Genomic DNA, 23715 nt, shown 5'->3' with positions numbered 1-23715 from the left:
ATAGCCCGCTTCGCGGGAGAGGGGGCAGGCTGCCACCTTCATCTACCATGTAGATCGCGAGCGTCCCCTCTCCCGCGAAGCGGGGGAGGGACAGGGAGGGGGTCAGGCAACCAGCGCGATCGCCGACACGAGCCGCCCATAGTCCGGCTCCTTGCGATGCACGCTGCGGCGGTAGCTGAAGCAGCGCGCCTCGTCGGCGTAGGTGTCGATTCCCAGCGCCTGAAACGACGCGGCCTCCAGCCGCGCAACCCGATGGGCGATGAAGCCCTGCAGGTCGAACATGGCATGGCCGTCACGCGCCGAAGGCGTGAAGAAGCGTGCGTAACTCGCGTCTTCCTCCGTGAAGCGCGCGGAAAACTCTGGCCCGACCTCATAGCTCGTCGCGCCGATTGCAGGGCCCAGCGCAATGTGGATGTCGGCGCGGCGCGCGCCCTGCGCCTCCATGGCAGCGACGGTCGACTCGATCATGCCGGTGAGCGCGCCCTTCCAACCCGCATGGCAGGCGCCGATCACGCCGGCGCGCGCGTCGGCGAAGAGCAGCATGCCGCAATCGGCGCCCGTGACGCCGAGCGCGAGCGCGGCTTCGCGCGTGACGAGCCCGTCGCAGCGCGGCCGAGTCTGCGGCGCCCAGGGCGCGCTGACGACAAGCGCGTCGGCGGAGTGGATTTGATAGGGCACCAGCAACCGCTCCGCCGCGACGCCAAGATGCGCGGCCATGCGCGCGCGGTTCTCGGCGACGCGCTCCGGCGCATCCATCGAGCCGACCCCGCCATTGAGCGAGCCATAGACGCCTTCCGACACGCCGCCCTCGCGGGTGAAGAAGGCATGGCGCACGCCGGGCAGGTCGAGATTAGGCGCGGTGAGGGCGGTGGGGATGGTCATGCATACGTTCCCGTAACGACCGTCATTGCGAGCGGAGCGAAGCAATCCAGCGCCACATCACGGCCCTGGATTGCTTCGCCGTTTCGCTCCGCAATGACGGGATATCTATACAATGAAGCCCGGCATATCCGGCATGTCGGGGTGCGTCACCGCCATGACCTTGAACAAGGCCCCCATTTGCCGGCGCGGGTCCTGCGCGCCCGTCAGACGGTCGAGCGCGTCGATGATCGCCCGCTGCTGCTCCGGCGTCGCGCGTTTCATCAGCGTTTCGGCGCGACGCTCAATGCCGAGCTGCAGCAGGAAATGCCCCTGCGTCACCGGCCCCATGACCTTCGCGCCGGCCGCGCGTGCGGCGCGAGCGAGAGCGGCGAAATCCACATGGGTGGTCAGATCGGCTTCGCCGGGCGCAGCGAGCGGATCGACATAGGCGTGTTTTGCCACAGCCTGCAGACTGTCGCCGAGCGACGTTTCGAGATAGCCGTAGTCGATGACGAGAAGCGCGCCGCCCTCGCGCACCAGCCGGGCCGCGATCTCGCTCATGATGCGTTGCGCGACGGCGCCGACCTCGATGATCGACCCCTCGCGCGCCGGAACGTTCAACGAGGCTTCGACCTGGTCCGACAGCCCGAAGGTGAGCTCGCCCATGGCGTCGACGCCCACGAGCCGCTCGCGCCAGCCTTGCGCCGTCTTGACGTAATGGCGCACCGGCAGCGCGTCGAAGAACTCGTTGGCGAGAATGATGGCGGGGCCCGGCGGCGTGTCGTTGACGTCGATGCTCCAGCTCACGGGTTTCGGCGCGTCGGCGAGCGTCTGCTCCTGGATCGCGCGCAGCGCCGAGCTCGTTTCCACAAGATGCACGCTGATGGCGTCGAGGAAAGGTGGCGCAATGCGTGCGACGCGCAAGACGTCCGACATCAGCGTGCCGCGTCCGGGGCCAAGCTCGACGAGCCGCGCGGGAGAGGGCGCGCCCGCCATGCGCCAGGCCTCGCTCGCCCAGACGCCCAGCAGCTCGCCGAACATCTGGCTGATCTCCGGCGCCGTGACGAAATCGCCGGCCGCGCCGAAAGGATCGCGCGTCATGTAATAGCCGTAGCTCGGATGTCCGAGGCAGAGGCTCATATAGTGTTCGAGCGTCATCGGCCCTTCATGGGCGATCAACGCGGCGATTTCCTGTTTCAGCGCGGTCATGCGAGCGCGCTCCGGCGGCGCAGCGAGAAGAGGAGAAGGACCGCGCCGATGACGACGAGCGGAAGCGACAGGGCCATGCCCATGGTGAGGCCATTGGGCAGCGCTTCCTGCACAGGGTCCGGCTCGCGGAAGAACTCGCAGAAGATGCGTGCGGCGCCATAGAAGACACCGAACAGCCCCGTCACCAGTCCCGGCCGCCTCAAGGCGCCGCCGCGCGCGGCCAGCCAGAGAAGGATGAACAGCGCGACGCCTTCGAGCCCCGCTTCATAGAGCTGGCTCGGATGGCGGGGCATATCGCCAGCGCCGGGAAAAACCATGGCCCAGGGAACGTCGGCGGGGCGTCCCCACATCTCCGGCTTAATGAAATTGGCGAGCCGTCCGAAGAACAGGCCGATCGGCGCGACGGCCGCGCAAATATCCGAGATGGTGAGGAAGGGCAGGGCGCGCGCGCGGGCGAAAAGCCACATGCCGATCACGCAGCCGATGAGCCCGCCGTGAAAGGCCATGCCGCCCTTCCAGGTTTGGAAAATCTCGAGCGGGTGGGCGAGGTAGAAGGAGGGGTCATAGATCAGCACATGACCGAGCCGGCCGCCGATGATGATCCCGAGCGCGGCGTTGACCAGAAGATCGTCCACACCCTCGCGCGTCGGCCGAGGCTGGTTCGCGGCCCAGAGCCGCTCATTGGAGACGAGCGCGCGTAGCCCCATCCAGCCAAAAATAAAGCCGCCGATATAAGCGAGCGCATACCAGCGGATCGGCAGCGGGCCGAGATGGACGGCGACCGGATCGACGATGGGGAAGGGCAGGAGGAAGAAGGGCATGAAAAGGGTCCGGCGCGGCCCGGATGTCGCGCCGCGTTAAGCTTTCTAGCGGCGGCGCGTGAGGATGTCATGTCCCCCCGACGCCGTCATTGCGAGCGAAGCGAAGCAAGCCAGGGCCGCGGCGGGGCTCTGGATTGCTTCGTCGCTCCGCGCCTCGCAATGACGAAAGCGCTTTTACGCCGCCTTTTGCTGCGCCCCGAAGCGCCCGTAGAACGTCTCGCCCTTCGCCGCCATGTCGCGCAGGAGCTGCGGCGGGTCGAAGCGGGGGCCGTGCTTGGCGGCGAGCGTGTCGCAGAGCGCCACAAAGGCCTTCGTTCCCATGCCGTCGATATAGCTGAGCGTGCCGCCGGTGAAGGGCGCAAAGCCGAAGCCGAGGATCGAGCCGACGTCGGCCTCGCGGGGATCGGTGACGACGCCCTCGGCGAGGGTGCGCGCGGCCTCGACCGCCTGCGTCACGAGGAAGCGCTGCTCGAGCTCCTTGACGTCGAGCGTGTCGGGATCGAGCTTCGCCTCGGCGAGCGCCGAGAGGCCGGGCCAGAGGCTCTTCTTGCCGTCCGGGTGGTAGTCGTAGAAGCCCTTGCCGTTCTTGCGGCCGAAGCGGCCTTCTTTCTCGACCATATAGCCGAGCACGCGTTCCTGGGCGGGATCGATGGCCTTATCGCCGAGGTCTTTCTTTGTCGCCTGCAAGATCTTCCAGCCAAGATCGAGCGCAACTTCGTCGTTGAGCGACAGCGGCCCGACCGGCATGCCGGCCATGCGCGCGACATTCTCGATCATCGCCGGCGGCACGCCCTCGGTGAGCATGATCTGCCCTTCGCGCACGAAGTTCAGCACGCAGCGATTGGCGTAGAAGCCGCGCGTGTCGTTCACGACGATGGGCGTCTTCTTGATGATGCGGATGAAATCGAGCGCCGTGGCGAGCGCGCGGTCGCCGGTCTTTTTACCCACGATCACCTCGACGAGCAGCATCTTCTCGACCGGCGAGAAGAAATGGATGCCGATGAAATTCTCGGGCTTTTGCGCCGTCTCGGCGAGCGAGGTGATCGGCAGCGTCGATGTGTTGGAGGCGAAGATCACATCGCCGCCCACGACATCCTGCGCACGCTTGGTGACGTCGGCCTTGACCGCGCGATCTTCGAAGACAGCTTCCAACACGAGATCGCAGCCCGCGAGCGCGGCGTAATCGGCGGTGGCTTGAACACGCGCAAGTAGCGCATCCTTCTCCGCCGGCGTGGCGCGGCCCTTGGCGACGGAGCCCGAGATGAGCTTGTCGATCGTCGCTTTTCCCTTGTCGGCGCTCTCCTGGTCGCGGTCGATGAGCACGACATCGAGCCCGTTGAGCGCGCTGATATAGGCGACGCCGGCGCCCATGAAGCCCGCGCCGAGAATGCCGATCTTCTTGAGATTGGTTGGCGGAACGTCGGCCGGGCGATGCGCGCCCTTCTCCAGCTCGTTCTTCGAGAGGAAGAGCGAGCGGATCATGGCTGCGGCTTCCTTCGAGCGCAGAATATGCGCGAACCAGCGCGACTCGACGGTGAGCCCCTGATCCATCGGCAATTGCAGGCCTTCATAGACCGCATGCAGAATGGCGCGCGCTGCAGGATAGTTGTTGTAGGTCTCGCGACGCAGAATGGCGTTGGCGGCGGGCCAGATCATCATGCCGGTGGGCGAGAACACTTTGCCGGAAGGATTCTTGAAGTCCTTCACGTCCCAGGGCGCCAGCGCCTTGCCGCCATTGACGATCCATGCGCGGGCGCGCGCCACGATCTCCTCGCGCGGCGCAATCTCCTGCACGAGCTTCGCGCCGAGCGCGGCTTTCGGCTTTGCCTGATCGCCGCGGAACAGGAATTGAAGCGCGTCGCCGGTCTGCATGATGCGCGCGACGCGCTGCGTGCCGCCGGCGCCGGGGAAGAGGCCGACCTTGATTTCCGGCAAACCCACTTTGGTTTTTTCGTCATCCGCCATCACGCGATAATGGCAGGCGAGCGCCAGCTCGAAAGCGCCGCCCAGACACACGCCGTTGATGGCGATGGCGAAAGGCTTGCCGCAGGTTTCGAGCTTCCGATAGAGCAGCGAGAGCTTGCGCGAATTGTCGAAGAAGAGCTTGTTCGCGACTTCCTCGCCTTGCTCCTTGAGCGCCTTGGCGTATTGCGCCGCGCCTTGCTGCAGCATGGAAAGATCGGCGCCTCCCGAGAAGGCGCTCTTGCCCGAGGCGATCACGCAGCCTTTGATATCGGCGTTGTTGATCACGGCGTCGATGACAGAGTCGAGCTCCGCCATCACCTCCGGGTTGATGACGTTCATCGAGCGGCCGGGCATGTCCCAGGTCAGGAGCGCAACGCCGTCGGCGCCGGTCTCGAAGCGGAAATTGGCGAGGTTCATTGTTTCGCTCCCAAAAGATCCTGTTCGACTCCCTCTCCCGCTCGCGGGAGAGGGTGGCCCCTGCGTCAGCAGGGGTCGGGTGAGGGCCCTCATCCGTCATGCCTTCGGCATGGCGCCTTCTCCCGCGCGCGGGAGAAGGAGGGGCGCGTCAAACCCGCTCGATAATCGTCGCAGTTCCCATTCCCGCGCCGATGCAAAGCGTCACGAGCGCCGTCGATTTGTCCGTGCGCTCCAGCTCGTCCAAGGCGATGCCGACGAGCATCGCGCCGGTGGCGCCGAGCGGATGGCCCATGGCGATGGCGCCGCCATTCGGGTTCACTTTCGCGGGATCGAGATCGAAAGCTTGCAGGTAACGAAGCACGACAGCGGCGAAAGCCTCGTTGATCTCGATGAGGTCGATGTCGCCGAGCGTCATCCCTGAGCGCGCGAGCACTTTCTTGGTCACGTCCACGGGGCCCGTCAGCATGATCGCAGGCTCGGAGCCGATATTGGCGAAGGCGCGAATCTTTGCGCGCGGCTTCAGACCAAGTTTTTCGCCGGCTTCCTTCGAGCCGACGAGTACGGCCGCGGCGCCATCCACGATGCCCGACGAATTGCCGGCGTGATGCACGTAATTCAGCTTCTCGATCGCCGGATAGGCCTGGATCGCCACAGCGTCGAAGCCGCCCTGCTCGGCGAAGAAGCCAAACGAGGGCTTCAACGCCGCGAGCGACTGCATATTGGTGTCCGGCCGCATATGTTCGTCGCGGTCGAGGATGGTGAGGCCGTTCACGTCCGTCACCGGCACGACGGATTTTGCGAAGCGCCCTTCCGTCCAGGCGGTCGCCGCGCGCTTCTGCGATTCGACGGCAAAAGCGTCGACGTCGTCGCGCGAGAAGCCGTATTTTGTCGCGATGAGGTCGGCCGAGACGCCCTGCGGCATGAAATAAGACGGAATGGCGATGGTCGGATCGACCGGCCAGGCGCCGCCCGAGGCGCCGATGCCGACGCGGCTCATGCTCTCGACGCCGCCGCCGATGGCGAGATCGTGCTGGCCCGACATGATTTCGCCGGCCGCGAAATTCACCGAGTCGAGGCCGGAGGCGCAGAAGCGGTTGATCTGCACGCCGGGCACTTTGTACGAATAGCCCGAGGCAATCGCCGAAGCGCGGGCAATGTCGCCGCCCGCTTCTCCGACAGGATCGACGCAACCAAGAATAACGTCGTCGACCTCGACGCCGGCAAGATTGTTGCGCTCCTTGATCGCTTTCAGCGCCGTATTGGCGAGGCCGAGCGAGGAGACCTCATGCAGCGAACCATCCGGCTTGCCGCGCCCGCGCGGGGTGCGAACGGCGTCGTAGATATAGGCTTCGGGCATGGTGTTTCCTCTTTCTTATCGCTTTCCCCTCTCCCGTTTGCGGGAGAGGGTGGCCCTCGCGTGCGCGAGGGTCGGGTGAGGGCCCTCATCCATCATGCCATGAGTCATCTCAAAGAAGCTTGCGGCATGACGTCTTCTCCCGCGGGCGGGAGAAGGGATTCGCTTGCTTAAAACATCTCCGGCGCCAGTGACATCATCGTGTCGGCGCCGCTCACGATGCGCGCGAGGCGCAGGCTCGTCTCGGGGAGCATGCGCTCCATATAGAAGCGCGCGGTCGTCAGCTTCGCCTCCATCAGCGCCGCCGTCTCGGGCTCGCGGACCTGCTTCTCCAAAGCCGCCGCGGCGATCTTCACCCACATCAAAGCGAGCGCGACGCGCCCCAAGAGATGCATATAATCATAGGACGCGGCGCCGGCGTTGTCGGGCTTCGCCATGGCGTTTTGCATGAGCCACATGGAGGCCTTCTGCAGATCGGCGAGCGCCGCCTGCGCGGGCGCGACGAAGGGCTTCATCGCCTCATTGGCGCTATGGCCGCCCAGAAGCTCCGCGCCTTCCTTGAAGAAAGCCATGATGGCGCGCCCGCCCTCGCGCGGCAGCTTGCGGCCGACGAGGTCGAGCGCCTGAATGCCATTGGCGCCCTCGTAGATCATGGCGATGCGGGCGTCGCGCACGAATTGCTCCATGCCCCATTCGCGAATGTAGCCATGCCCGCCAAAGACCTGCTGCGCCTTTACCGCGTTCTCGAAGCCGACGTCGGTGAGCATGCCTTTCAGCACCGGCGTCAACAGCCCGAGCCTGTCGTCCGCCGCCTGTCGCGCCGCCGGATCGCCGGAGCGATGCGCAATGTCGCTGTCGAGCGCGGCCGAGAGCGCCAAAGCGCGCGCCGCCTCGTTGAAGGCCTTGATCTCGAGCAGCATGCGCCGCACGTCTGGGTGCACGATGATCGGATCGGCTTTCTTTTCCGGATATTTCGGCCCCGTCAGCGCACGGCCCTGCAGGCGCTCCTTGGCATAGGCGAGCGCGTTTTGGTACGCGACCTCGGACTGCGCGAGCCCCTGCATGGCGACGCCGAGCCGCGCCTCGTTCATCATCACGAACATGGCGTTGAGGCCGCGATTGGCCTCGCCGATGAGATAGCCCGTCGCGCCGTCGTAATTCATCACGCAAGTGGCGTTGCCGTGAATGCCCATCTTCTCTTCGATGGAGCCGCAGGAGACGCCGTTGCGTTGCCCAAGCGACCCGTCGGCGTTCACCAGCACCTTTGGGACGATGAAGAGTGAGATGCCCTTCACCCCGGCCGGCGCCCCCTCGAGTCGCGCCAGCACGAGGTGGATGATGTTTTCGGAAAGATCATGCTCGCCGGCGGAGATGAAAATCTTCTGCCCGGTGATGGCGTAGGCGCCGTCTCCGCGCGGGACCGCCTTGGTGGTGAGGAGCCCCAGATCCGTGCCGCACTGCGGCTCGGTCAGATTCATCGTGCCGGTCCACCGGCCTTCGATCATCGGCGGCGCGTAGAGCTTCTTTTGCTCCGGCGAGCCATGCGTCAGCAGCGCCGCCAGCGCCCCTTGCGTGAGGCCGGGATACATGGCGAAGGCCATGTTCGCCGATGAGGCGAACTCGCTCATGACCATGGTGAGCGAATAGGGCAGGCCCTGGCCGCCATATTCGGGCGGCGCCGAGAGGCCGATCCAGCCCCCGCCGGCGTAAGCCTCGAAAGCCGATTTGAAGCCCGCGGGCGTCGTGACGCTCCCGTCTGGATGGCGCTTGCAGCCATTGGCGTCGCCGGAGGCGTTGAGCGGCGCGAGAACCTCCTCGCAGAGCTTGCCGGCCTCGCCGAGAATTTGCCCGGTCAGGTCGGGGGAGGCGTCCGCGAAGCCCTCCAGATTGCCGAATCGTTGAATGTTCAGGACGTCATTGAGCAGAAACAGCGTGTCGTCGACGGGCGCTTTATAGCTCGGCATCAAGGGCTCCTTGCAGATTCCCCAGAGCCGGGTGGCCCGACTCGGGGGAGGGACGCCGTTCGCGTCTTAGGTAGAGAGGGCCGCCGGTCCGCGCAATAGGACATGAACGCAGCTCAAAACGGCTTTGAAGGACTGTCTATTTCAGCGATCTTATCCGCGGGCTGAGCGATTCGCTTGCTCGAGCGGATCAGATTTTGGTGACGATGCGTTGAGCGCCCTCGACGCCCAGGCGGCGGTTAACGGCATATTTACCTTGATTGACGGAAAGTCGCCGTCAACGACGCCACAGCGTCGAGCGTTGAGCGCGATTCGCGCGGTCCCTGCGTCGGTTCCCCCAGTTTTTCTCGAGCTATCCGTCAGTCGGATCCGCCGGACATAGACTTATGAGCAAGGGTCTTTCCCGCAAATACCGTGGTCCCGATTACGAGCCGCGCGAGGCCGCTCGCGCCGAGGCGCGCCGTTCGGGAAAAAGCCTCGGCGACTGGCTCGACGACGCGATCCGGGAGCCCGCCAGGGACGACGACGAGGGCGACTTCGACGCCGACGGGGGCGATCGGCTGGAGGAAATCACGCGCCGCCTCGCGCGCCCGAGCGGCGAGCGCCGCCATGAGCGTGACGATTTCCGGCAGCCGCGTCGCTGGCGGGACGAGGTCGACGACCGGCGCGCGTCCTCTCGCCGCCGGCGGGACGACGCCTTCGAGGAAGATGAGGAGCGCCCCACGTGGGAGCGCGAGGACTTCGCGCCTCGCTCTCAGCGGGGTCGCGACCGCCGCGAGTCGGAATTCACCGGACCTCGGTCGCGCGACGAGCGTCGCGTGGACCCGGAAGCCATCGTCGCCGAAGCGACCGAGGTCGTCGAGCGTCGCGTTGCGGCTCATGAGCGCCAAACGGCGCGCGCCTTCGAGAATCTGGCCGAGCTGATCAAGCGTGGCCAGCGCGGCGGCGAGAGCGCCGCCGTCAAACGCGCGGTTTCGGCTTTCGCGGAACGCGCCGACGCCAATGAGCGCCATACCGCGCGCGCTTTGAAGAATCTCGCTGGCGCGCTGGAGCAACATCAGCGCGGGCGCGAGACGGCGGAGGAAGGTCTCGCTTTTCTCGCCGAGCGTCTCGGCCGCATCGAGTCGCGGATTGCCGAGCAGCCTTCTCCCAATGCGAGCGTGCGGCCGCTTCGCTCGGCCCTGGCGCGGCTCGAATCGCGGCTGGACCGCCTGGCGGGCCCCGAAGACGACGACGTCGACGTCGACGCGGCGCCGAGCGGCCGCGATCGTCGGCGCGACGACATTTCACGTCGTCTCGAAAACGAGCAGACGGCGCCGGCGGCGACCGCCGCAATGGGCGGCGCCAGCTCCGCCGCCCTGGAGCAGGGCCTGCGCTCGGGCCAGCAACTTTCCCGCCGGCCGCTTGCAGACGCCATCGCCGAGATCACCCAGCGTCAGCGCGTCCTCGATGACTTCGCCGCGCCTTCCGCCGCGCCGGCCCCGGCTCCCGCGGCCGATCTTGCCGACGACGAAGCGCCCGCCAAGCGCTTCACCACTGTGAACGCCTCGCTCGACGCTCTGTTGCAGCAAGTGGAAGGGCTTCGCCAGCAGGGCGGCGAACGCGCCGACCAACAGCTCGTGACCATGCGGCAGATCGAGGGTCTGCGCCGCGAAATCGAGGAGATGGCGCGCGCCGTCGGCGATCTTGCGCCGCGCGCCTCCGTCGCCGCCGTCGAATCGGCGTTGCGCGACCTGTCGCGCCGCATCGAGACGCAGCGCGATCGCGGCGTCGCCGCGGACCTTCTGGCGCCTGCCGAGGGGATCGCAGGAGAGCTGCGCGCCGTCGTGCGCGACCTCGATCCGAGCCCGATCCTGCGCAGCCTCGACGCCGACGTTCAGGCGATCGGCCGCCGGCTCGACTCCATGCAGGCGCCCGACGCCGCCGATATGGCGGCGGTTCGGCAGCTTGCGACGCAGGCGCGCGAGATCAAGGACCAGCTCGGCGCCATGGCGGCGCGTCCGCTGCCCCTGGAAAAAATCGAGACGCGGCTTTTCGATCTGACGCAGCGCGTCGAGGGGCTCGCGCATGCGAGCGCCGGTCCGGCGCAAGCCGCAGCGGCTCTCGACATGGGCGAATTGGTGCGGTCGATCCGCTCGATCGTCGCTTCCGAAACCGGCACGAGCTTCGAGACCTTCAACAGCCGTCTCGAATATCTCGCCGGCAAGTTCGACGAGGCCGTCCTCGGCGCGGGCGCCCAACGCTTCGACGAACTCGGGCAGCGCATCGATGCGCTCGGCCGCGATCTCGGCGAACGGATCGACAGCGCCGTCGCCCAGAAGCCAGCGGACACAGCCTCGCTCGAGCACTTGATCGCCAATCTGGGCCGCAAGATCGACTCTGTTCTCGACGATCGGCCGCATGCGCCGGGTTTCGAGGAGCTCGGCCGCAAGCTCGAGCGCCTGGAAAAACGCTTCGATCCGGCGGAGATGTCGGCGCATCCCGTCGCCGATCGGCAATTCGCCGAGCTGGCGCAGCGCATCGACGTGGTTCGCGAGACGCTGGCGCAGCGCCTCGAGCCGGGTGCGCTCGACAATCCTCAGCTCGACGAGATCGCCCGACGTCTCGAGCGCATGCACGGCGCGCTCGCGCAGCGCGCCGAGGACTCCTATCGCGTCGAGACGCAACAAAAGGATCTGACGGCGCTCGTCGAGCAGCTCGCCACGCGCATGAATCAGGCGCTCGATCCGCGCGGCGACGCCGAGGCGCTGAAGGCCCTCGAAAGCCAGATCGGCGCCCTGTCGCAGCGCCTCGACCGCAATGATCGCAACGGCGCGGCGCTCAGCGGCGTCGAGTCGCGGATCGCCGCCCTCGTCGCGCAGATGGAGGAAACCAAGGCGGCGACGACGCTCGCGGCCGAAGAAGCGGTGCGTCGCGCCACGCAGGACATTCTGCGTCAGGCGAACCCCGCGCCCGGCGCGCTTCGCGAGGCGCTGGAGCGCGAGCTCGCCGACATTCGCAAGGCTCAAGACGAAGCGGGCGAGCGCACGCATGAGACTTTGCTCGCCGTGCACGAGACGCTGGAGCGCGTCGTCGACCGTCTGGCGATGTTCGAGGACGAGCTGAGCGACATGCGCAGCGAAGCGGCGGCCCCTGCGCCCGCCGCCCCATTCTCGGCCCCCGCCGCATCCCCGCGCCGGGGCGACGGGCGCGCGCCGGAGCTGGCGGTCGAGCCGCGCTCGGCTCCCCGTAGCGGCTTGGACGACGAAAATCTGATGGATTTGCTGGTGCAGCCGGGCGCGCCGCGCCCGCAGCGCCGCGAGCCGGGATTTGCGTCGCCCGGGGCGAAGCAGGAAAGGTCCGAGCCGGTTCAGACCGACTTTATCGCGGCAGCGCGCCGCGCGGCGCAGCAGGCCGCCATGGACGCCGAGGCGGCAGAAAAATCGCAGCAGGCGCGCCGTTCGGCTGGCCGGCCGGCAAGCGCGCCGGCGGCGGAGCAGAACCCGGCCAAGGGCGGCCTGGTCGGCGCCATTCAGGAGCGCAAGCGCCCGCTGTTGCTCGGCCTCGGCGCTTTGGTGCTGCTCATTGGCGCCTATCAGATCGCCCGCGTCGGCATCCAGACCGCCGACGTCAACGCCCACGCCAATCACGAGATGAGCGACGCGGCTCCGGCTGAGACGGCGCCCGGCGCGGAAAGCCCCGCCGCCCCGTCGGCCGAACCCGCTCCGGCGGCTAAAGCCGCGGCGCCCGCCGCTCCCGCCCGCGCGCCGGAGACGCCGAAAGCGCCGCCGCCGCGCATGATCGCGCCGCATACCGAAAATGCGCCGGTCGATCCGACGCCCGTCGGATCGATCTCCAGCCCCAGCCCGCTGTCGGCGCCCGACGCCATCGGCGTCATCAAAGTGTTGGCCCAGCAAGGCTTGCCGGCGGCGCAATATGAGCTGGCGGTCCGCTACGCCGACGGTCGCGGCGTCGCCCGCGACGCGAAAGCCGCCGCGGAGTGGTTCGAGAAGGCGGCGAGCCAGGGCCTCGTTCCGGCGCAATACCGGCTCGGCTCCTTCTATGAAAAGGGCGTGGGCGTCGAGCGCGACTATGGGCGCGCCCGCAAATATTATCTCTCCGCCGCCGAGGCGGGCAACGCCCGCGCCATGCACAATCTCGCGGTGCTGCTCGCCGAGGGCGGGGACGGCGGCAAGCCGGATTATCCTGCGGCCTCGGAATGGTTCCGCAAAGCGGCGGAATATGGCGTGCGCGACAGCCAGTATAATCTGGCGATCCTTTACGCCCGGGGGCTCGGCGTCACGCAGAGCCTCACGCAGTCTTACCTGTGGTTCTCCGCCGCCGCGGAACAGGGCGACGCCGACGCCGGCAAGAAGCGCGACGAGGTCGCCGCGCGGCTCGACTCGAAGGAGCTTGCGACCGCCAAATCTTTGGCGGCGGGGTTCCACGCCAAGGAGCCGGTTCGCGAGGCCAATGACGTGCTGCCGCCCAAGGGCGGCTGGGAGAGCGTCAAGGATCCGGCCGCCGCGAAGGGCGGGACGAAGCCGGCGCAAAAGGCTAAGCTCTCGGCGATTTGAGCGCCACGTAGGTGTCCCATGCGGCTCATTTCCAATAACTACGAGCCGTGAGCGGTAAGGAAATAATCTAGACAGCACATCTAGAATCTGCTCCCTTGTCCAGAGGGGGAATTGATGATTCTATATGAAGAAATCCGAGTGCTGTCCGACGATTACGAACGTAGGCTCAAGTCACAAATTGATGCTCGCGTCCTCGAAATGGAAGAGGACGACCGTTCGCATCACGTGCTTTACCAAGTCCTTGGCGTGACGGCTAAAGAGGGGCACGATATTGACGTTTATCAAAATAAAGGCCGTTTTTTTTATACAAATACGCTGGCGCTTTCTTAGAAGAAGCCGCCAAAATGTGCATAGAGAACAAGTATCCACATGCAGAAACAACCAGAATTGAAAATACTTTGGGCCAAAGGCCTAAGATGTTCGAAATCGACATGTTAGTTCCAAATGGTGATGCATTCGAAATCAAATGGCGAGACGCAACGACCGACGGGGATCATATAACGAAGGAGCACACTCGATTAAAGGTAATCGCCAACGCTGGTTATCACCCCATACGCGTTATGTTTTACTACCCACAGCGCGAGCAAGCGCGCCGCATCCAGAAGACTCTTGAAACGCTCTACGCTGGCGTAGGGGGACATTATTATTTTGGCGATTCTGCGTGGCAATATGTGCGCGATTACACAGAGGTTGATCTTCTTGCTGTTCTGAACCGGATCGCATCGGAGAAGACACATGGCGAGTAATGCTACTGATGTCCAGCTAGGAGATTGCTTGGAAATCCTGAAAAAGATGCCGTTTGCGTGTGCAAACTTGGTGTATTTAGACCCACCATTTTTTTCGGGTCGCAATCACCGGAGTTCAACCCGTGATGGAGGTATCCATTATTCGTTTGAAGATGTATGGTCGCATTCCGACGCGTATCTAAATTTTCTCGTTGAGCGGCTTGCCGAATGCAAGCGCATCATGAAAGAGGATGCATCTATCTTTGTCCATTGTGACCACAATAACGTGCATCTTGCCAGACAGGCGTTAGACATTACGTTTGGGGCCGACAATTTTCAGTCTGATATAATCTGGTCTTATAAAAGATGGTCTAATTCAAAGCGTGGTCTACTTCAACAGCACCAGACAATCCTGTTTTACTCCATGAGTCGCTCGTTCAAATGGCGACAAATGATGGTCGACTACAGCGCAACAACGAACTTAGATCAGATTATGCAAAAACGCATGAGGGATAGCAGAGGAAAATCTGTTTATGCCACGGATGCCTCAGGCAATATTGTATACGGAACGGAGAAGCGTGGGGTGCCCCTAGGGGATGTTTGGGACATCCCTTTTCTTAATCCTAAGGCTAAAGAGCGGACGGGATACCCGACGCAAAAGCCATTACTTCTGCTAGAGCGCATTATCGATCTTACGACAGATGAAAATGACCTGGTGGTCGATCCATTCTGCGGAAGCGGGACAACTCTGGTCGCGGCGAAGCTAAAGAATCGTCGCTTCTTTGGAATTGACGTATCCCCTGATGCCGTGGCCCTAACGAACAATCGGTTGGACAATCCAATTCGAACTGAATCCGCTCTTCTAAGGGACGGCGTGGAAGCTTATACCAATAACGATCCTTGGGTTGAGTCTCATCTTGCTGGTTTGTCCTATTCGCGCGTTCAACGAAATTCCGGCATCGACGCCTTATCAAAGGAATCCATAAATGGACGGCCTGTCTTTCTAAAGGTGCAAAGAGAGACAGAAACGCTTTCTGAAGCGGTATTCTTGCTCAAAAAGGCCCTTGCGACCAAGGGTGACGCGATGGGTTTTGTCGTAGCGACGGCAGACGATTTCTTCAGCCTGAAAGACACCAGCATAGAAATATTACTATCACCAGCTATGCAGTTGAAAAGAGCGCAAGCAGAAGCTTTCAACGACATTGACCACTCCGCTCCGCGCCCCAAAAAACGCGCATAAGAAATTAGCAGCCGTCTTTGTGCATAAATCATGACTGTTGCACAAAGCGCCGACCTCTTGTTTTTCAGGGGTTCCCGCTATGCAAAAGATTCTTGCAAAAGTTCGGGGCTCCCCTAACCTGCCGCATGACGATTTACGGCTATGCCCGAGTCTCGACCGACGGCCAGAGCGTGGACGCCCAAGTGAAGGGGTTGCGCGCCGCCGGAGCCGAGAAGGTTTTTCGCGAGACGGCCAGCGGCGCGAAGTCCGACCGTCGCCAGCTCGCCCCCGGGATCAAGGCCCTTGGCGACGGCGACACCCTGCTTGTGACGCGCCTCGACCGGCTAGCCCGCTCGACCCGCGACCCGTTGAACACCCTCGACGCTATCGGCAAGGCTGGAGCGCGATTCCGCTCCCTTGGCGACGCATCGGCCAACACCACGACCGCGCACGGGCGCTTGCTGCTCACCTTCTTGGGAGGTACGTCAGCCGTCAAGTTTTCGCCGTTCATTTACGGTTAATCGACGCCTGACGCATAACGTCGCGATGTCGCAGGCTTTTTGAGAGCCGCGGCCGCTTTTTGGGAGAATCGGGATGAGAAAAACCACCGCCGTGATCCTCGCCGTCTCGGCGATCGGGGCTTTGACGCTTGCGGCCGCGCCGGCGCGGGCGGATTCGGCTGGCGCCGCTGTGGCCGCGGGCATCGGCGGTTTCGCGCTCGGCGCCATCGCCGGCGGCGCGCTGGCTCAGCCGGCTCCGCCGCCGCCGGTCTATTACGCCCCGCCGCCGCCGCCGCCGCGCTGCTGGGTCGAGCGCCGCCCTGTCTTCGACGAATATGGCGTCGAAATCGGCTCGCGCCCGCGCCGCATCTGCGAGTAAGCGCATCGGGATTTGTCATTCCCGGCGGGCTGAAAGCCCGACCGGGAATCCAGCGCCACAGTAGCTCGTGTCGCCCCTGGATTCCCGATCGCTCGCTTTGCGAGCGTCGGGAATGACAGCGAACCAACCAAGCGGATCTCGCATAAGAGACAGAGCGCCGGACCGCTGCATGCGGTCCGGCGCTCATTTTTTGCGCAGTGGCACGTCGGTTGCTCGTTCTTCGCCGCACAAATTCCAATGGCGAAGAGTAACCACATGACGAGCATTCTCGATACCGCCTTCAAGACCCTCGAGGAGCAGGGCCGCCTTCTCAACGCAGTCCTCAAGGGCCCCACGGAAAAGCCCGGCCGTTATGGCTTTCGTGGCGAATTGGCGCTGATTTTCGCGGAGACGCTCGCCGATGAGAAGCGCCCGCCGGAGCGTTCGGTCGACCAGGTGATTGCAATCGCGAATGTCGGAGAACCGACAATTCCGTTCTTTGCTTGTTATCTTCATTCCTTCGAATGGCTGACCGACCTTGCCTCGGTGACGAAGGGCCTGTTCTCGCCCGAAGGGAAGTATTTCATTTTCTGCAACAACATCGACCTCCTCGCCAAATATGAGGTCGAGATCGACGGCATTACCTATAACGTGCTGCCGATCGACGAGGCGACGGTCTATAACGAGCTGCTCGAGCTGCTTTATCTCGAGAAGGGCGACCTCAAGAAGCTCTCCACCGCCGGCAAGACCGACGCCGTCGCCGACGCGGCGCTGGGCTTCAACGCCAAATATGACGTAATCAGCTACGCTCAGGGCGTGGAGCGCATGGGCCCGGTCCGCAACAGGAACGCGAACCGGCCTGTCTAGGCGGCTGGAGCTGCTCGAATTCTTCGCAACCGATCTTGATCGCCGCCGGTGATGCGCCGGCGGCGCATTTTGTATGTTCGCCACATTTCCTTCCTTGCGCCTTATTTTCGAAGCGCGCTGCGGTTAACGCTGGCGAACGGCGCGCGGCGACAGAGCGAACCTGCCGCGCCCGAAACAACGCGCCGAGCGCGCGCATGGCGAATGAAAAACAACCCTTGTTGGGCTACCCTTCCTGCATGAAGGCGAATCACCTCTTCCTGGCCTCGGCCGCGCTTCTCCTCCTTGCGGGCCCCGCCCGCGCGGAATGGTCTTCCTGTCTCTCGAGCCTGCGTCACGCGGCGGCGGGCGCCGGCGTCAGCCAGCAGACGATCGCCTCGGCGACGGACGGTCTGGAGCCAAATGACGCTGTGAGCTTCATGGACAAGCAGCCGGAGTTCACGACGCCGGTCTGGGATTATGTCGCCGGTCTCGTCGACGAGGAGCGCGTCGAGGAAGGGCGCGCGATGCTGCACAAATACGGCCATGCGCTGCAGTCGGCCGACGGGCGTTACGGCGTCGATCCGGCGACCGTCGTCTCGGTGTGGGGCGTCGAGAGCGATTTCGGCAAGAGCTTCGGCAAGCGCCCGGTCGTGCAGTCGCTGGCGACGCTCGCCTGCGAGGCCCCGCGCCGCAACGACTATTGGCGCAAGGAATTCGTCGCCGCGCTCAAGATTTTGGACAGCGGCGACATTCGCGCCGACGAGTTCATCGGCTCCTGGGCCGGCGCTTTCGGCCACACCCAATTCATGCCCTCGACCTTCTTAGGCACGGCCGTCGATCTCGATGGCGACGGGCGCCGCAATATTGCGAGCTCCGCCGCCGACTCACTGGGCTCCACCGCCAATTATCTCAAAAAGAGCGGCTGGCGTTCGGGCGAGCGCTGGGGCTTCGAGGTGCGTCTGCCCGAGGGCTATTCCGGCCCCTCCGGCCGCACGCATAAGCAGCCCATGTCCTTTTGGGAGTCGCGCGGCGTGACCCGTCTCGACGGGAGCGGGCTCGGCGGCGGAACCGCGGGCCTACTGCTGCCGGCGGGACGCAACGGTCCGGCCTTTCTCGTGACCAAGAATTTCGACGCGGTCTACGCCTATAACGCGGCTGAGTCTTATGCGCTCGCGATTTGCGTGCTCTCCGACCGGCTGCGCGGGCGTCCCGGCATTCAGACGCCCTGGCCCACGGACGATCCGGGCCTGTCGCGGGCGGAGCGGCGGGAGCTGCAGTCGCTTCTGATCCGCGCGGGCTATGAGGTCGGCGACCCCGATGGCGTGATCGGGACCAAGTCGAAGGAAGCCATCGCCGACTATCAGAGCCGCGTCGGCCTGCCACGCAACGGCAGGGCAAGCCTGAAAGTGCTGCAGGCGCTGCGCGGGCGCTGACAACGGACCGCGAGCCTTCAGGCTCGCTCCAGGAATCTTTCTGTGGGAAATGCGAGCCTGAAGGCTCGCGCAGTCTGTGGACGAACCTCCGAGGCGGCCTCGTCCTTCGAGACGCGAGCGTTCGCTCGCTCCTCAGGATGAGGCCTAAGTGTTTGAGAGAAGTAGCAAAAGCTCCTCATGCTGAGGAGCCTGCGCAGCAGGCGTCTCGAAGCACAAGGGGCGTTATCGCCACTATCTCAGCAGCCTATGCGAGCCTGAAGGCTCGCGGTCCAGGGGTTTTTCAAACGGCTTCAGCCCCGCTGCGGGACGAAGACAAGAGCTGGGGCGGCGCCTCCTTGGCAGCGGCCTTTTCCGGCGTCGTCGACGCGATTTCCTCCGCAACCCAGGCGCTTCCCACCTCCCAGACGACGGCGAGCACCACCGGGCCAACGAAGAGGCCCGCGACGCCATGGGCGAGCACGCCGCCAATCACGCCGATGAAGATGATCGGGATCGGCGTCGAGAGCCCATGTGCGAAGATGAAGGGCTTCAACACATTGTCCATGTAATTGACGCTCAGCATGCAGATCGTCAGGCCGATCGCGCCGGGGGTCGACAGATTTGTCCAGGCCCAGAAAACCACCGGCGCGACGATCACCAGCGGCCCGATCTGAATAATGCCGAGCACCAGTATGGCGACCGACAGCAGATTCGCGCCCGGGACGTTGGCAAGATACATGCCCAGGCCGCCGATCACCGCCTGCATGATCGAGAGCCCCATCACGCCGCGTGACACGGCGTTGATGGTGGCGCCGGCAAGGCTGAGATATTTTTCCCCATTGGCCGGATCGATGCGCCGCGCCAGGGCCCGCATGCCGATCATGAGCTGGCTCGCATAGGCGAGCAAAAAGCCCGAGAGGATCACCGACAACAGGAATTTCAGCGTGCCGAGGCCCGCATTGCGGGCCATGGACAGCAGATATTCGCCGACAGGCTTGAGCTCCGGCAGGATTTGGGTCAGCGCGCTTTTGAGATTGGTCGAGGCGAGCTCCCAATAGGCGTGGATTTGCGCCCCGACGATCGGCCAGCTTTTGATCGATTCCGGCGGCGGCGGGACGGCGATGTCGCCATTGTTCAAGCCGGCGATCACGCCTTTGACCGGGTCGATGACGCCGACGCCCATCCATGTCACGGGGCCGATTACCAGGATCAGCGCCGCCACGGTGATGAGGGCGGCGGCGATCGTGCCCCGGTCGCCGAGCCAGGACGAGAGCTTGTCGAAGAGCGGAAAGAGCGCAACCGCGACAACGACGCTCCAGACGATCATCGCCCCGAAGGGCTGGATGATGACGAAGGTCCAATAGACCAGGAAACCGATCACGAAGAGCCGGATCGACACTTCGATGAAGACGGCGTTGAAACGCCGGTCGGCGCCATTGAAGATGTTTGTCTCGTCGGCCACGCGGGTATCCTGCGATGCGCTGTGATGCGGCCGGAGAGTGGACGCGCGCGGCGCCTCTGGCAAGGGGCGCGCGCCCTTTCGGGGCCTGGCGCCGCTAACCCATTTTTTTAGGATGCGGCCAGGCGCGTCCGCGCGCGCTTTTCTGTCCATTCGTTAAAAAGCGTTTCAAATCAGACTTGTTGCGGCAACGACTGAGTTACAGTGGCATGTTACCGCCGTGTAATGTTCGTCGCCGCGCCAAGGTCGCGCTTGTTGCCGCTGGCGGACGCCAACATTACCGGACAGGAGCTATTTTCTATGGCGGAGATCGACGAGGCCGAGGCCACCCATGGGCCGGAAGGCGATCTCGCGAAGCTGGAGCAGGCGCTGGTGGAAGCGCATTATCTCGGCCTCTCCTTGCGGGCGCTCGCCGGGAATCGGGACTTCCGTTATGCGGCCATAACGGTCTCTATCGCGGAGTTGCTGATCGGCTGGGCTCGGTTCGTCGGGGAGCGGCTTCAACAGGGCGAGAATCCTTTCACCACCGGCCCCGGCGCCCGCGGTAAGGAATAAAGGCGGATTTTAGACATGCGTCCGCCTTTTCGAATAGGATGGGGAAAGCCTTCCTAACGAATCGGGCGCTATGACCATCAGACTGCACCAAGGCGACCTCCCCTCGGCGGTTGCGACATCGCCCATCGTCGCCATCGACACCGAAACGCTGGGCCTCAATCCGCACCGCGACCGGCTGTGTCTTGTTCAGCTTTCCTTCGGCGACGGCGACGCCGAGCTGGTCCAGATCGCCAAGGGCCAGACCAGCGCGCCCAATCTGGTGCGGCTGCTGACCGACCCGAAGGTGTTGAAGCTGTTCCATTTCGCCCGGTTCGATCTGGCGATCCTGGCCAAGACCTTCGGCGTCATGCCGGCGCCGGTCTATTGCACCAAGATCGCCTCCAAGCTCACGCGCACCTATACCGATCGGCACGGGCTGAAGGAGCTCGTGCGCGAGCTGGCCAGCGTCGAGATTTCGAAGCAGCAGCAATCTTCGGACTGGGGCGCCGCGACGCTCACCGACGCCCAGCAGGCTTACGCCGCCTCCGACGTTCTCTATCTGCACCAGCTCAAAGAGAAGCTCGACGTCATGCTGGCCCGCGAGGGGCGGACGGAGCTCGCCCAGGCGTGCTTCGACTTCCTGCCGGCCCGCGCCCAGCTCGACATCGCCGGCTGGCCGGAGACGGACATCTTTTCCCATGAATGAGCAGCGGGCGCCTCGAATTCGCCACCCCGCCGCCCGATGATCGAGACATGAGCAACAGCGGCGCCGCTGACGTGAGACCGGCCCCACCCTCTGCCGGCGCGCCGCCGTCGGGGACGGGTCTGCGCGCGCCGCCGCCCGGCGGCCGCGACCGGCTCGCCGCTTTGACGGCCCGCCGCGAAAGCGCCTTTCCCGACGCTCTGCGCCACACGGCCCGCGTCACGCGGCTGCGGCGCTGGATTCTGTGGGGCGTCGGGGGCACGGTCGGTCTGGTCGCGCTCGGGCTCGTGGTGAGTTCCCTACGATTTCTCCCCATCGATTTGAGCCTGTCGCGCGTCGCCCTCAAAGGCACCCGCATCGTGATCGAGACGCCGAAGCTCGTCGGTTACCGCAAGGACGGCAAACCCTATGAGATCCGGGCGCGCGTCGGCGTGCAGGACATCACGACGCCGGAGCTTTTCGATCTCGACGGCTTGGACGTGCGCGTGGAAACGCAGGGCGAAAAGCCCGTCGTGCTCACCGCGGCCAAGGCCCGCTACAGCACAAAGGACGACCGCGCCGATATGAGCGGCGGCGTGGTCATCTCCGACAAAAAGAGTTTCGATATGCGGATGGAGAGCGCGGCCATGGATTTCAGGGCCAGCGTGATGACCTCCGACAAGCCGGTCACCCTCGACATCGACGGCGGCCAGGTCGTCGCCGACTCGGTCACGTTTTCGCAAAAAGAGCGCCGCGCCAGCTTTTCCGGCAATGTCCGTTCCGTGCTGTATGGCGAGGACGGCCCGCCGGCGCAGGCGAGCGAGCCGCCCGCGGCCCAATGAGACAAGCATGAAACGTCAGATCATCCTCGCCGGCCTCGCCGCGCTATTCGTCGCCGCGGCGGCGCCCGTCGCCGCCAAGGGCCGTTCGGGCGGCATTCTTCCCGGCGCCACCGCCAAGGACCCGCTCAATATCGACGCGGGAAAGCTCGACTATTTCGACCATGAGCAGAAGCTCGTCTATTCGGGCAGCGTGATCGTCACCAATGGCCCCTCGACGCTGAAGGCCACGCGCATCACGATCTTGCTCGAGGGCAAGGGCGCGCCGGGCGGCGCGAACAGCGACGACCGCGTCAAGCATATCGAGGCCGACGGGCCCGTGACGCTGGTCTCGAAAGATCAGATCGGCACGGGCGACCACGGCACATACGACAAAGCCGAGAGCAAGGTTTATCTCTCCGGCAATGTGACCCTGACCCAGGGCGACAATATCGTGAAAGGCGAGCGGCTCGTCTACGACGTGACGACCGGGATGGCGACCGTGCAGGCCGGCGGCGCGCAAGGCGGGCGCGTGCGCTCCACCTTCACGCCCGGCGCCGCCAAGGCGCAGTAAATTTTATCAGTTCCTTGATTGGTGCGGCGCCATTCCCGCCGCTCACTTGAGTGAGCGATCGGCAATCCAGAACAAAACCAGCGCTTTGTGGCTCTGGATTCTTGGTCGGTTCACCGCCGTCATTGCGAGGAGGCGGAGCCGACGAAGCAATCCAGGGCCGCATCGCTGTTCAGGATTGCTTCGCTTCGCTCGCAATGACGGGCGCCGAGCAAAACCAGCGCCTTTGCTGCTCCGGATTCCGGTCGGGCTTTCAGCCCGCGGGGAATGACAAACGGCAATCCGAGCCGTCAACCGGGCGTCACTCCGGCGACAGCGCTTCCTTGTGGAGGAGGCCGAGCATGCCGCGCCGCTTGGCCTCGTAATAATAGCCGCCGGCATAGAGTCGGATCGCGCGCGTTTCGCTCCCGCCCGCGAGCTTATAGGCGTTGGCGAGATAAGGCACGGCGTAGGTGAGGTTGGTCTCGGCGTCGAGCAGCCCGTTCGCCGGGCCCGAATAGCCCATGCCCTTGGCGGTATCGTGCCGGATTTGCATCAGGCCCCAATAGGGACCGTGGCGGGCGGCCGGATTGTAATTGCTCTCGCGCCGCACCGAGCGATGGATGAGCGATTCGGGAATATCGTAGATCCGGGCGAAATGGGCGATGCGGGCGTGAAGCGCGTCCTTGCCGGTCAGCGCCGTCTCCGGGCGGGGCTCATTGACGTAGGATTCTGGGGCGGAGGCCACTGGCGATTCCGTCTGGACGCATCCGGCGAGGACGAGAGCCGCCAAGGTTGCGGCACAGGTCGTTGACTTCATTCAATACATTCCCTCGATCGCCCGCATGAATCGCAACTTGGCTAGCTCGCCACGCCCAGATGGCGAAATCGTGGCGGTAGGCTGGGAGCCTGTGGACCAGCCAAGCGGCGGCCATGTGTGCGGCCGCACGGCGGGCCCGTAACGAAAGCGTCACCTTAATGGTGTTGTTGCAGTTGTTTCTGGGGCAAATCAAGGGGCCCGGGTTTTCAGGAGCAATTTCAGTGACCTCGGCCCGGCCGCGATCGCGGCCGGGCCTTTCGATCCCGCCGACGCCGACTAGCTTCTTTCTTCGAGGAAGGGACGAATGGCGCGCCGGGACGACACGAAGGGTTACTGGTCGAACGAGGTCACGCGGCACAGCAATGCGCTCGACCTCGAGCCGGGCGTCTTTACGCACGATGACCCCGAGGAGATCGCGCAGTCGCTGAAACGCTCGGCGGAGGCGAGCACGCGCCGCAAGACGACGCCGTTTCGTTCAGCGATGTCGATGCTCACTTTTTATATCAACCGCGCCGGCAAGGATTTGGCCCCGGAGCGGCGGCGCGTGCTGGAGGCGGCGAAGGACGAGCTGCGGAAGGCGTTCGGGCGGACGGGCTGCTAGCCTCTGCGGTACATGCAGGCGCGCTGTGGGTCCGAACCGTGGCATGC

21 protein-coding genes are annotated in these 23715 nt (G+C 64.5%); 13 read left to right on the top strand and 8 right to left on the bottom strand.

The window, feature by feature from the left end; translation table 11 throughout:
• Positions 1-102 precede the first annotated feature (102 nt).
• The 6 genes from QNA11_RS11195 to QNA11_RS11170 form a co-directional block, all read right to left on the bottom strand.
• Positions 103-882, bottom strand: coding sequence for a purine nucleoside phosphorylase YfiH/LACC1 family protein (locus tag QNA11_RS11195; protein ID WP_283483090.1), 780 nt, complete (start codon positions 880-882; stop codon positions 103-105).
• 105 nt (positions 883-987) lie between these two features.
• The gene (locus QNA11_RS11190; protein ID WP_283483089.1) at positions 988-2070 is read right to left on the bottom strand and encodes a class I SAM-dependent methyltransferase; all 1083 of its coding nucleotides are present in this window, start codon (positions 2068-2070) and stop codon (positions 988-990) included.
• Positions 2067-2891, bottom strand: coding sequence for a prolipoprotein diacylglyceryl transferase (gene lgt / locus QNA11_RS11185; protein WP_283483088.1), 825 nt, complete (start codon positions 2889-2891; stop codon positions 2067-2069). Before lgt ends, QNA11_RS11190 begins: the two co-directional genes overlap by 4 nt.
• A gap of 174 nt (positions 2892-3065) precedes the next feature.
• On the bottom strand, positions 3066-5273 hold the full coding sequence (locus tag QNA11_RS11180) for a 3-hydroxyacyl-CoA dehydrogenase NAD-binding domain-containing protein (RefSeq protein ID WP_283483087.1): 2208 nt from the start codon (positions 5271-5273) through the stop codon (positions 3066-3068).
• Positions 5274-5421: 148 nt separating this feature from the next.
• A complete protein-coding gene (locus QNA11_RS11175) occupies positions 5422-6630 on the bottom strand; it encodes an acetyl-CoA C-acetyltransferase (protein ID WP_283483086.1) in 1209 nt (402 codons plus the stop codon).
• 167 nt (positions 6631-6797) lie between these two features.
• Entirely contained in the window at positions 6798-8591 is a 1794-nt protein-coding gene (locus tag QNA11_RS11170) for an acyl-CoA dehydrogenase C-terminal domain-containing protein (RefSeq protein WP_283483085.1), read from the bottom strand.
• Between the two features lie 383 nt (positions 8592-8974).
• On the opposite strand from QNA11_RS11170, the gene QNA11_RS11165 reads away from it, so the two are divergent.
• The 8 genes from QNA11_RS11165 (at position 8975) to QNA11_RS11130 (ending at position 18225) form a co-directional block, all read left to right on the top strand.
• The gene (locus tag QNA11_RS11165; RefSeq protein WP_283483084.1) at positions 8975-13144 is read left to right on the top strand and encodes an SEL1-like repeat protein; all 4170 of its coding nucleotides are present in this window, start codon (positions 8975-8977) and stop codon (positions 13142-13144) included.
• A gap of 114 nt (positions 13145-13258) precedes the next feature.
• Positions 13259-13474: an ApaLI family restriction endonuclease gene (locus tag QNA11_RS11160; RefSeq protein ID WP_283484204.1), complete on the top strand. Its 216-nt coding sequence runs from the start codon at positions 13259-13261 to the stop codon at positions 13472-13474.
• A 14-nt stretch (positions 13475-13488) separates the two neighbouring features.
• Entirely contained in the window at positions 13489-13890 is a 402-nt protein-coding gene (locus QNA11_RS11155; RefSeq protein WP_283483083.1) for an ApaLI family restriction endonuclease, read from the top strand.
• Positions 13880-15109, top strand: coding sequence for a DNA-methyltransferase (locus QNA11_RS11150; protein WP_283483082.1), 1230 nt, complete (start codon positions 13880-13882; stop codon positions 15107-15109). Before QNA11_RS11155 ends, QNA11_RS11150 begins: the two co-directional genes overlap by 11 nt.
• Before the next feature lie 125 nt (positions 15110-15234).
• Positions 15235-15609 carry a recombinase family protein gene (locus QNA11_RS11145; RefSeq protein WP_283483081.1) on the top strand — a complete coding sequence of 125 codons (375 nt, stop codon included), beginning with the start codon at positions 15235-15237 and terminating at the stop codon, positions 15607-15609.
• 73 nt (positions 15610-15682) lie between these two features.
• Positions 15683-15967 (top strand): hypothetical protein, encoded by a 285-nt coding sequence (locus QNA11_RS11140; RefSeq protein ID WP_283483080.1) that lies wholly within the window; start codon positions 15683-15685, stop codon positions 15965-15967.
• Between the two features lie 255 nt (positions 15968-16222).
• Positions 16223-16813, top strand: a complete 591-nt coding sequence (locus QNA11_RS11135; protein WP_202073050.1) for a hypothetical protein — start codon at positions 16223-16225, stop codon at positions 16811-16813.
• A 236-nt stretch (positions 16814-17049) separates the two neighbouring features.
• A complete protein-coding gene (locus tag QNA11_RS11130; protein WP_283484203.1) occupies positions 17050-18225 on the top strand; it encodes a lytic murein transglycosylase in 1176 nt (391 codons plus the stop codon).
• A 280-nt stretch (positions 18226-18505) separates the two neighbouring features.
• Here the strand turns inward: QNA11_RS11130 and QNA11_RS11125 are convergent, their stop codons facing one another.
• On the bottom strand, positions 18506-19666 hold the full coding sequence (locus QNA11_RS11125; RefSeq protein WP_283483079.1) for an AI-2E family transporter: 1161 nt from the start codon (positions 19664-19666) through the stop codon (positions 18506-18508).
• Between the two features lie 297 nt (positions 19667-19963).
• Between QNA11_RS11125 and QNA11_RS11120 the strand changes: the two genes are divergently transcribed.
• From QNA11_RS11120 to QNA11_RS11105, 4 genes are all read left to right on the top strand, one after another.
• Positions 19964-20218 (top strand): hypothetical protein, encoded by a 255-nt coding sequence (locus QNA11_RS11120; protein ID WP_202073048.1) that lies wholly within the window; start codon positions 19964-19966, stop codon positions 20216-20218.
• Positions 20219-20288: 70 nt separating this feature from the next.
• On the top strand, positions 20289-20903 hold the full coding sequence (locus QNA11_RS11115) for a ribonuclease D (RefSeq protein WP_283483078.1): 615 nt from the start codon (positions 20289-20291) through the stop codon (positions 20901-20903).
• Positions 20900-21721 carry an LPS export ABC transporter periplasmic protein LptC gene (gene lptC / locus QNA11_RS11110; RefSeq protein WP_246744854.1) on the top strand — a complete coding sequence of 274 codons (822 nt, stop codon included), beginning with the start codon at positions 20900-20902 and terminating at the stop codon, positions 21719-21721. The genes QNA11_RS11115 and lptC overlap by 4 nt, the downstream gene beginning before the upstream one ends.
• A 7-nt stretch (positions 21722-21728) precedes the next feature.
• A complete protein-coding gene (locus QNA11_RS11105; RefSeq protein WP_283483077.1) occupies positions 21729-22271 on the top strand; it encodes an LptA/OstA family protein in 543 nt (180 codons plus the stop codon).
• 298 nt (positions 22272-22569) lie between these two features.
• Here QNA11_RS11105 and QNA11_RS11100 read toward each other — a convergent pair whose 3' ends face one another.
• Entirely contained in the window at positions 22570-23067 is a 498-nt protein-coding gene (locus QNA11_RS11100; protein ID WP_461649592.1) for a transglycosylase SLT domain-containing protein, read from the bottom strand.
• Positions 23068-23371: 304 nt separating this feature from the next.
• On the opposite strand from QNA11_RS11100, the gene QNA11_RS11095 reads away from it, so the two are divergent.
• Positions 23372-23668 (top strand): DUF3175 domain-containing protein, encoded by a 297-nt coding sequence (locus QNA11_RS11095; protein ID WP_283483076.1) that lies wholly within the window; start codon positions 23372-23374, stop codon positions 23666-23668.
• The last annotated feature ends 47 nt before the right edge of the window (positions 23669-23715 follow it).

This window comes from Methylocystis sp. JR02, assembly GCF_030063565.1.
Taxonomy (GTDB): Bacteria; Pseudomonadota; Alphaproteobacteria; order Rhizobiales; family Beijerinckiaceae; genus Methylocystis; species Methylocystis iwaonis.
Note: the sequence above shows the minus strand (reverse complement) of the source record. Positions and strands in the feature narration are given on the sequence as shown.

Coding starts and splice junctions, on each gene's coding strand:
- QNA11_RS11150 (WP_283483082.1), top strand. CDS start 13,880: ATGGCGAGTAATGCTACTGATGTCCAGCTAGGAGATTGCTTGGAAATC.
- QNA11_RS11175 (WP_283483086.1), bottom strand. CDS start 6,630: ATGCCCGAAGCCTATATCTACGACGCCGTTCGCACCCCGCGCGGGCGC.
- QNA11_RS11160 (WP_283484204.1), top strand. CDS start 13,259: ATGATTCTATATGAAGAAATCCGAGTGCTGTCCGACGATTACGAACGT.
- QNA11_RS11180 (WP_283483087.1), bottom strand. CDS start 5,273: ATGAACCTCGCCAATTTCCGCTTCGAGACCGGCGCCGACGGCGTTGCG.
- QNA11_RS11130 (WP_283484203.1), top strand. CDS start 17,050: ATGAAGGCGAATCACCTCTTCCTGGCCTCGGCCGCGCTTCTCCTCCTT.
- QNA11_RS11195 (WP_283483090.1), bottom strand. CDS start 882: ATGACCATCCCCACCGCCCTCACCGCGCCTAATCTCGACCTGCCCGGC.
- QNA11_RS11190 (WP_283483089.1), bottom strand. CDS start 2,070: ATGACCGCGCTGAAACAGGAAATCGCCGCGTTGATCGCCCATGAAGGG.
- QNA11_RS11155 (WP_283483083.1), top strand. CDS start 13,489: ATGTGCATAGAGAACAAGTATCCACATGCAGAAACAACCAGAATTGAA.
- lptC (WP_246744854.1), top strand. CDS start 20,900: ATGAGCAGCGGGCGCCTCGAATTCGCCACCCCGCCGCCCGATGATCGA.
- QNA11_RS11140 (WP_283483080.1), top strand. CDS start 15,683: ATGAGAAAAACCACCGCCGTGATCCTCGCCGTCTCGGCGATCGGGGCT.
- QNA11_RS11095 (WP_283483076.1), top strand. CDS start 23,372: ATGGCGCGCCGGGACGACACGAAGGGTTACTGGTCGAACGAGGTCACG.
- lgt (WP_283483088.1), bottom strand. CDS start 2,891: ATGCCCTTCTTCCTCCTGCCCTTCCCCATCGTCGATCCGGTCGCCGTC.
- QNA11_RS11120 (WP_202073048.1), top strand. CDS start 19,964: ATGGCGGAGATCGACGAGGCCGAGGCCACCCATGGGCCGGAAGGCGAT.
- QNA11_RS11100 (WP_461649592.1), bottom strand. CDS start 23,067: ATGAAGTCAACGACCTGTGCCGCAACCTTGGCGGCTCTCGTCCTCGCC.
- QNA11_RS11105 (WP_283483077.1), top strand. CDS start 21,729: ATGAAACGTCAGATCATCCTCGCCGGCCTCGCCGCGCTATTCGTCGCC.
- QNA11_RS11170 (WP_283483085.1), bottom strand. CDS start 8,591: ATGCCGAGCTATAAAGCGCCCGTCGACGACACGCTGTTTCTGCTCAAT.
- QNA11_RS11145 (WP_283483081.1), top strand. CDS start 15,235: ATGACGATTTACGGCTATGCCCGAGTCTCGACCGACGGCCAGAGCGTG.
- QNA11_RS11165 (WP_283483084.1), top strand. CDS start 8,975: ATGAGCAAGGGTCTTTCCCGCAAATACCGTGGTCCCGATTACGAGCCG.
- QNA11_RS11115 (WP_283483078.1), top strand. CDS start 20,289: ATGACCATCAGACTGCACCAAGGCGACCTCCCCTCGGCGGTTGCGACA.
- QNA11_RS11135 (WP_202073050.1), top strand. CDS start 16,223: ATGACGAGCATTCTCGATACCGCCTTCAAGACCCTCGAGGAGCAGGGC.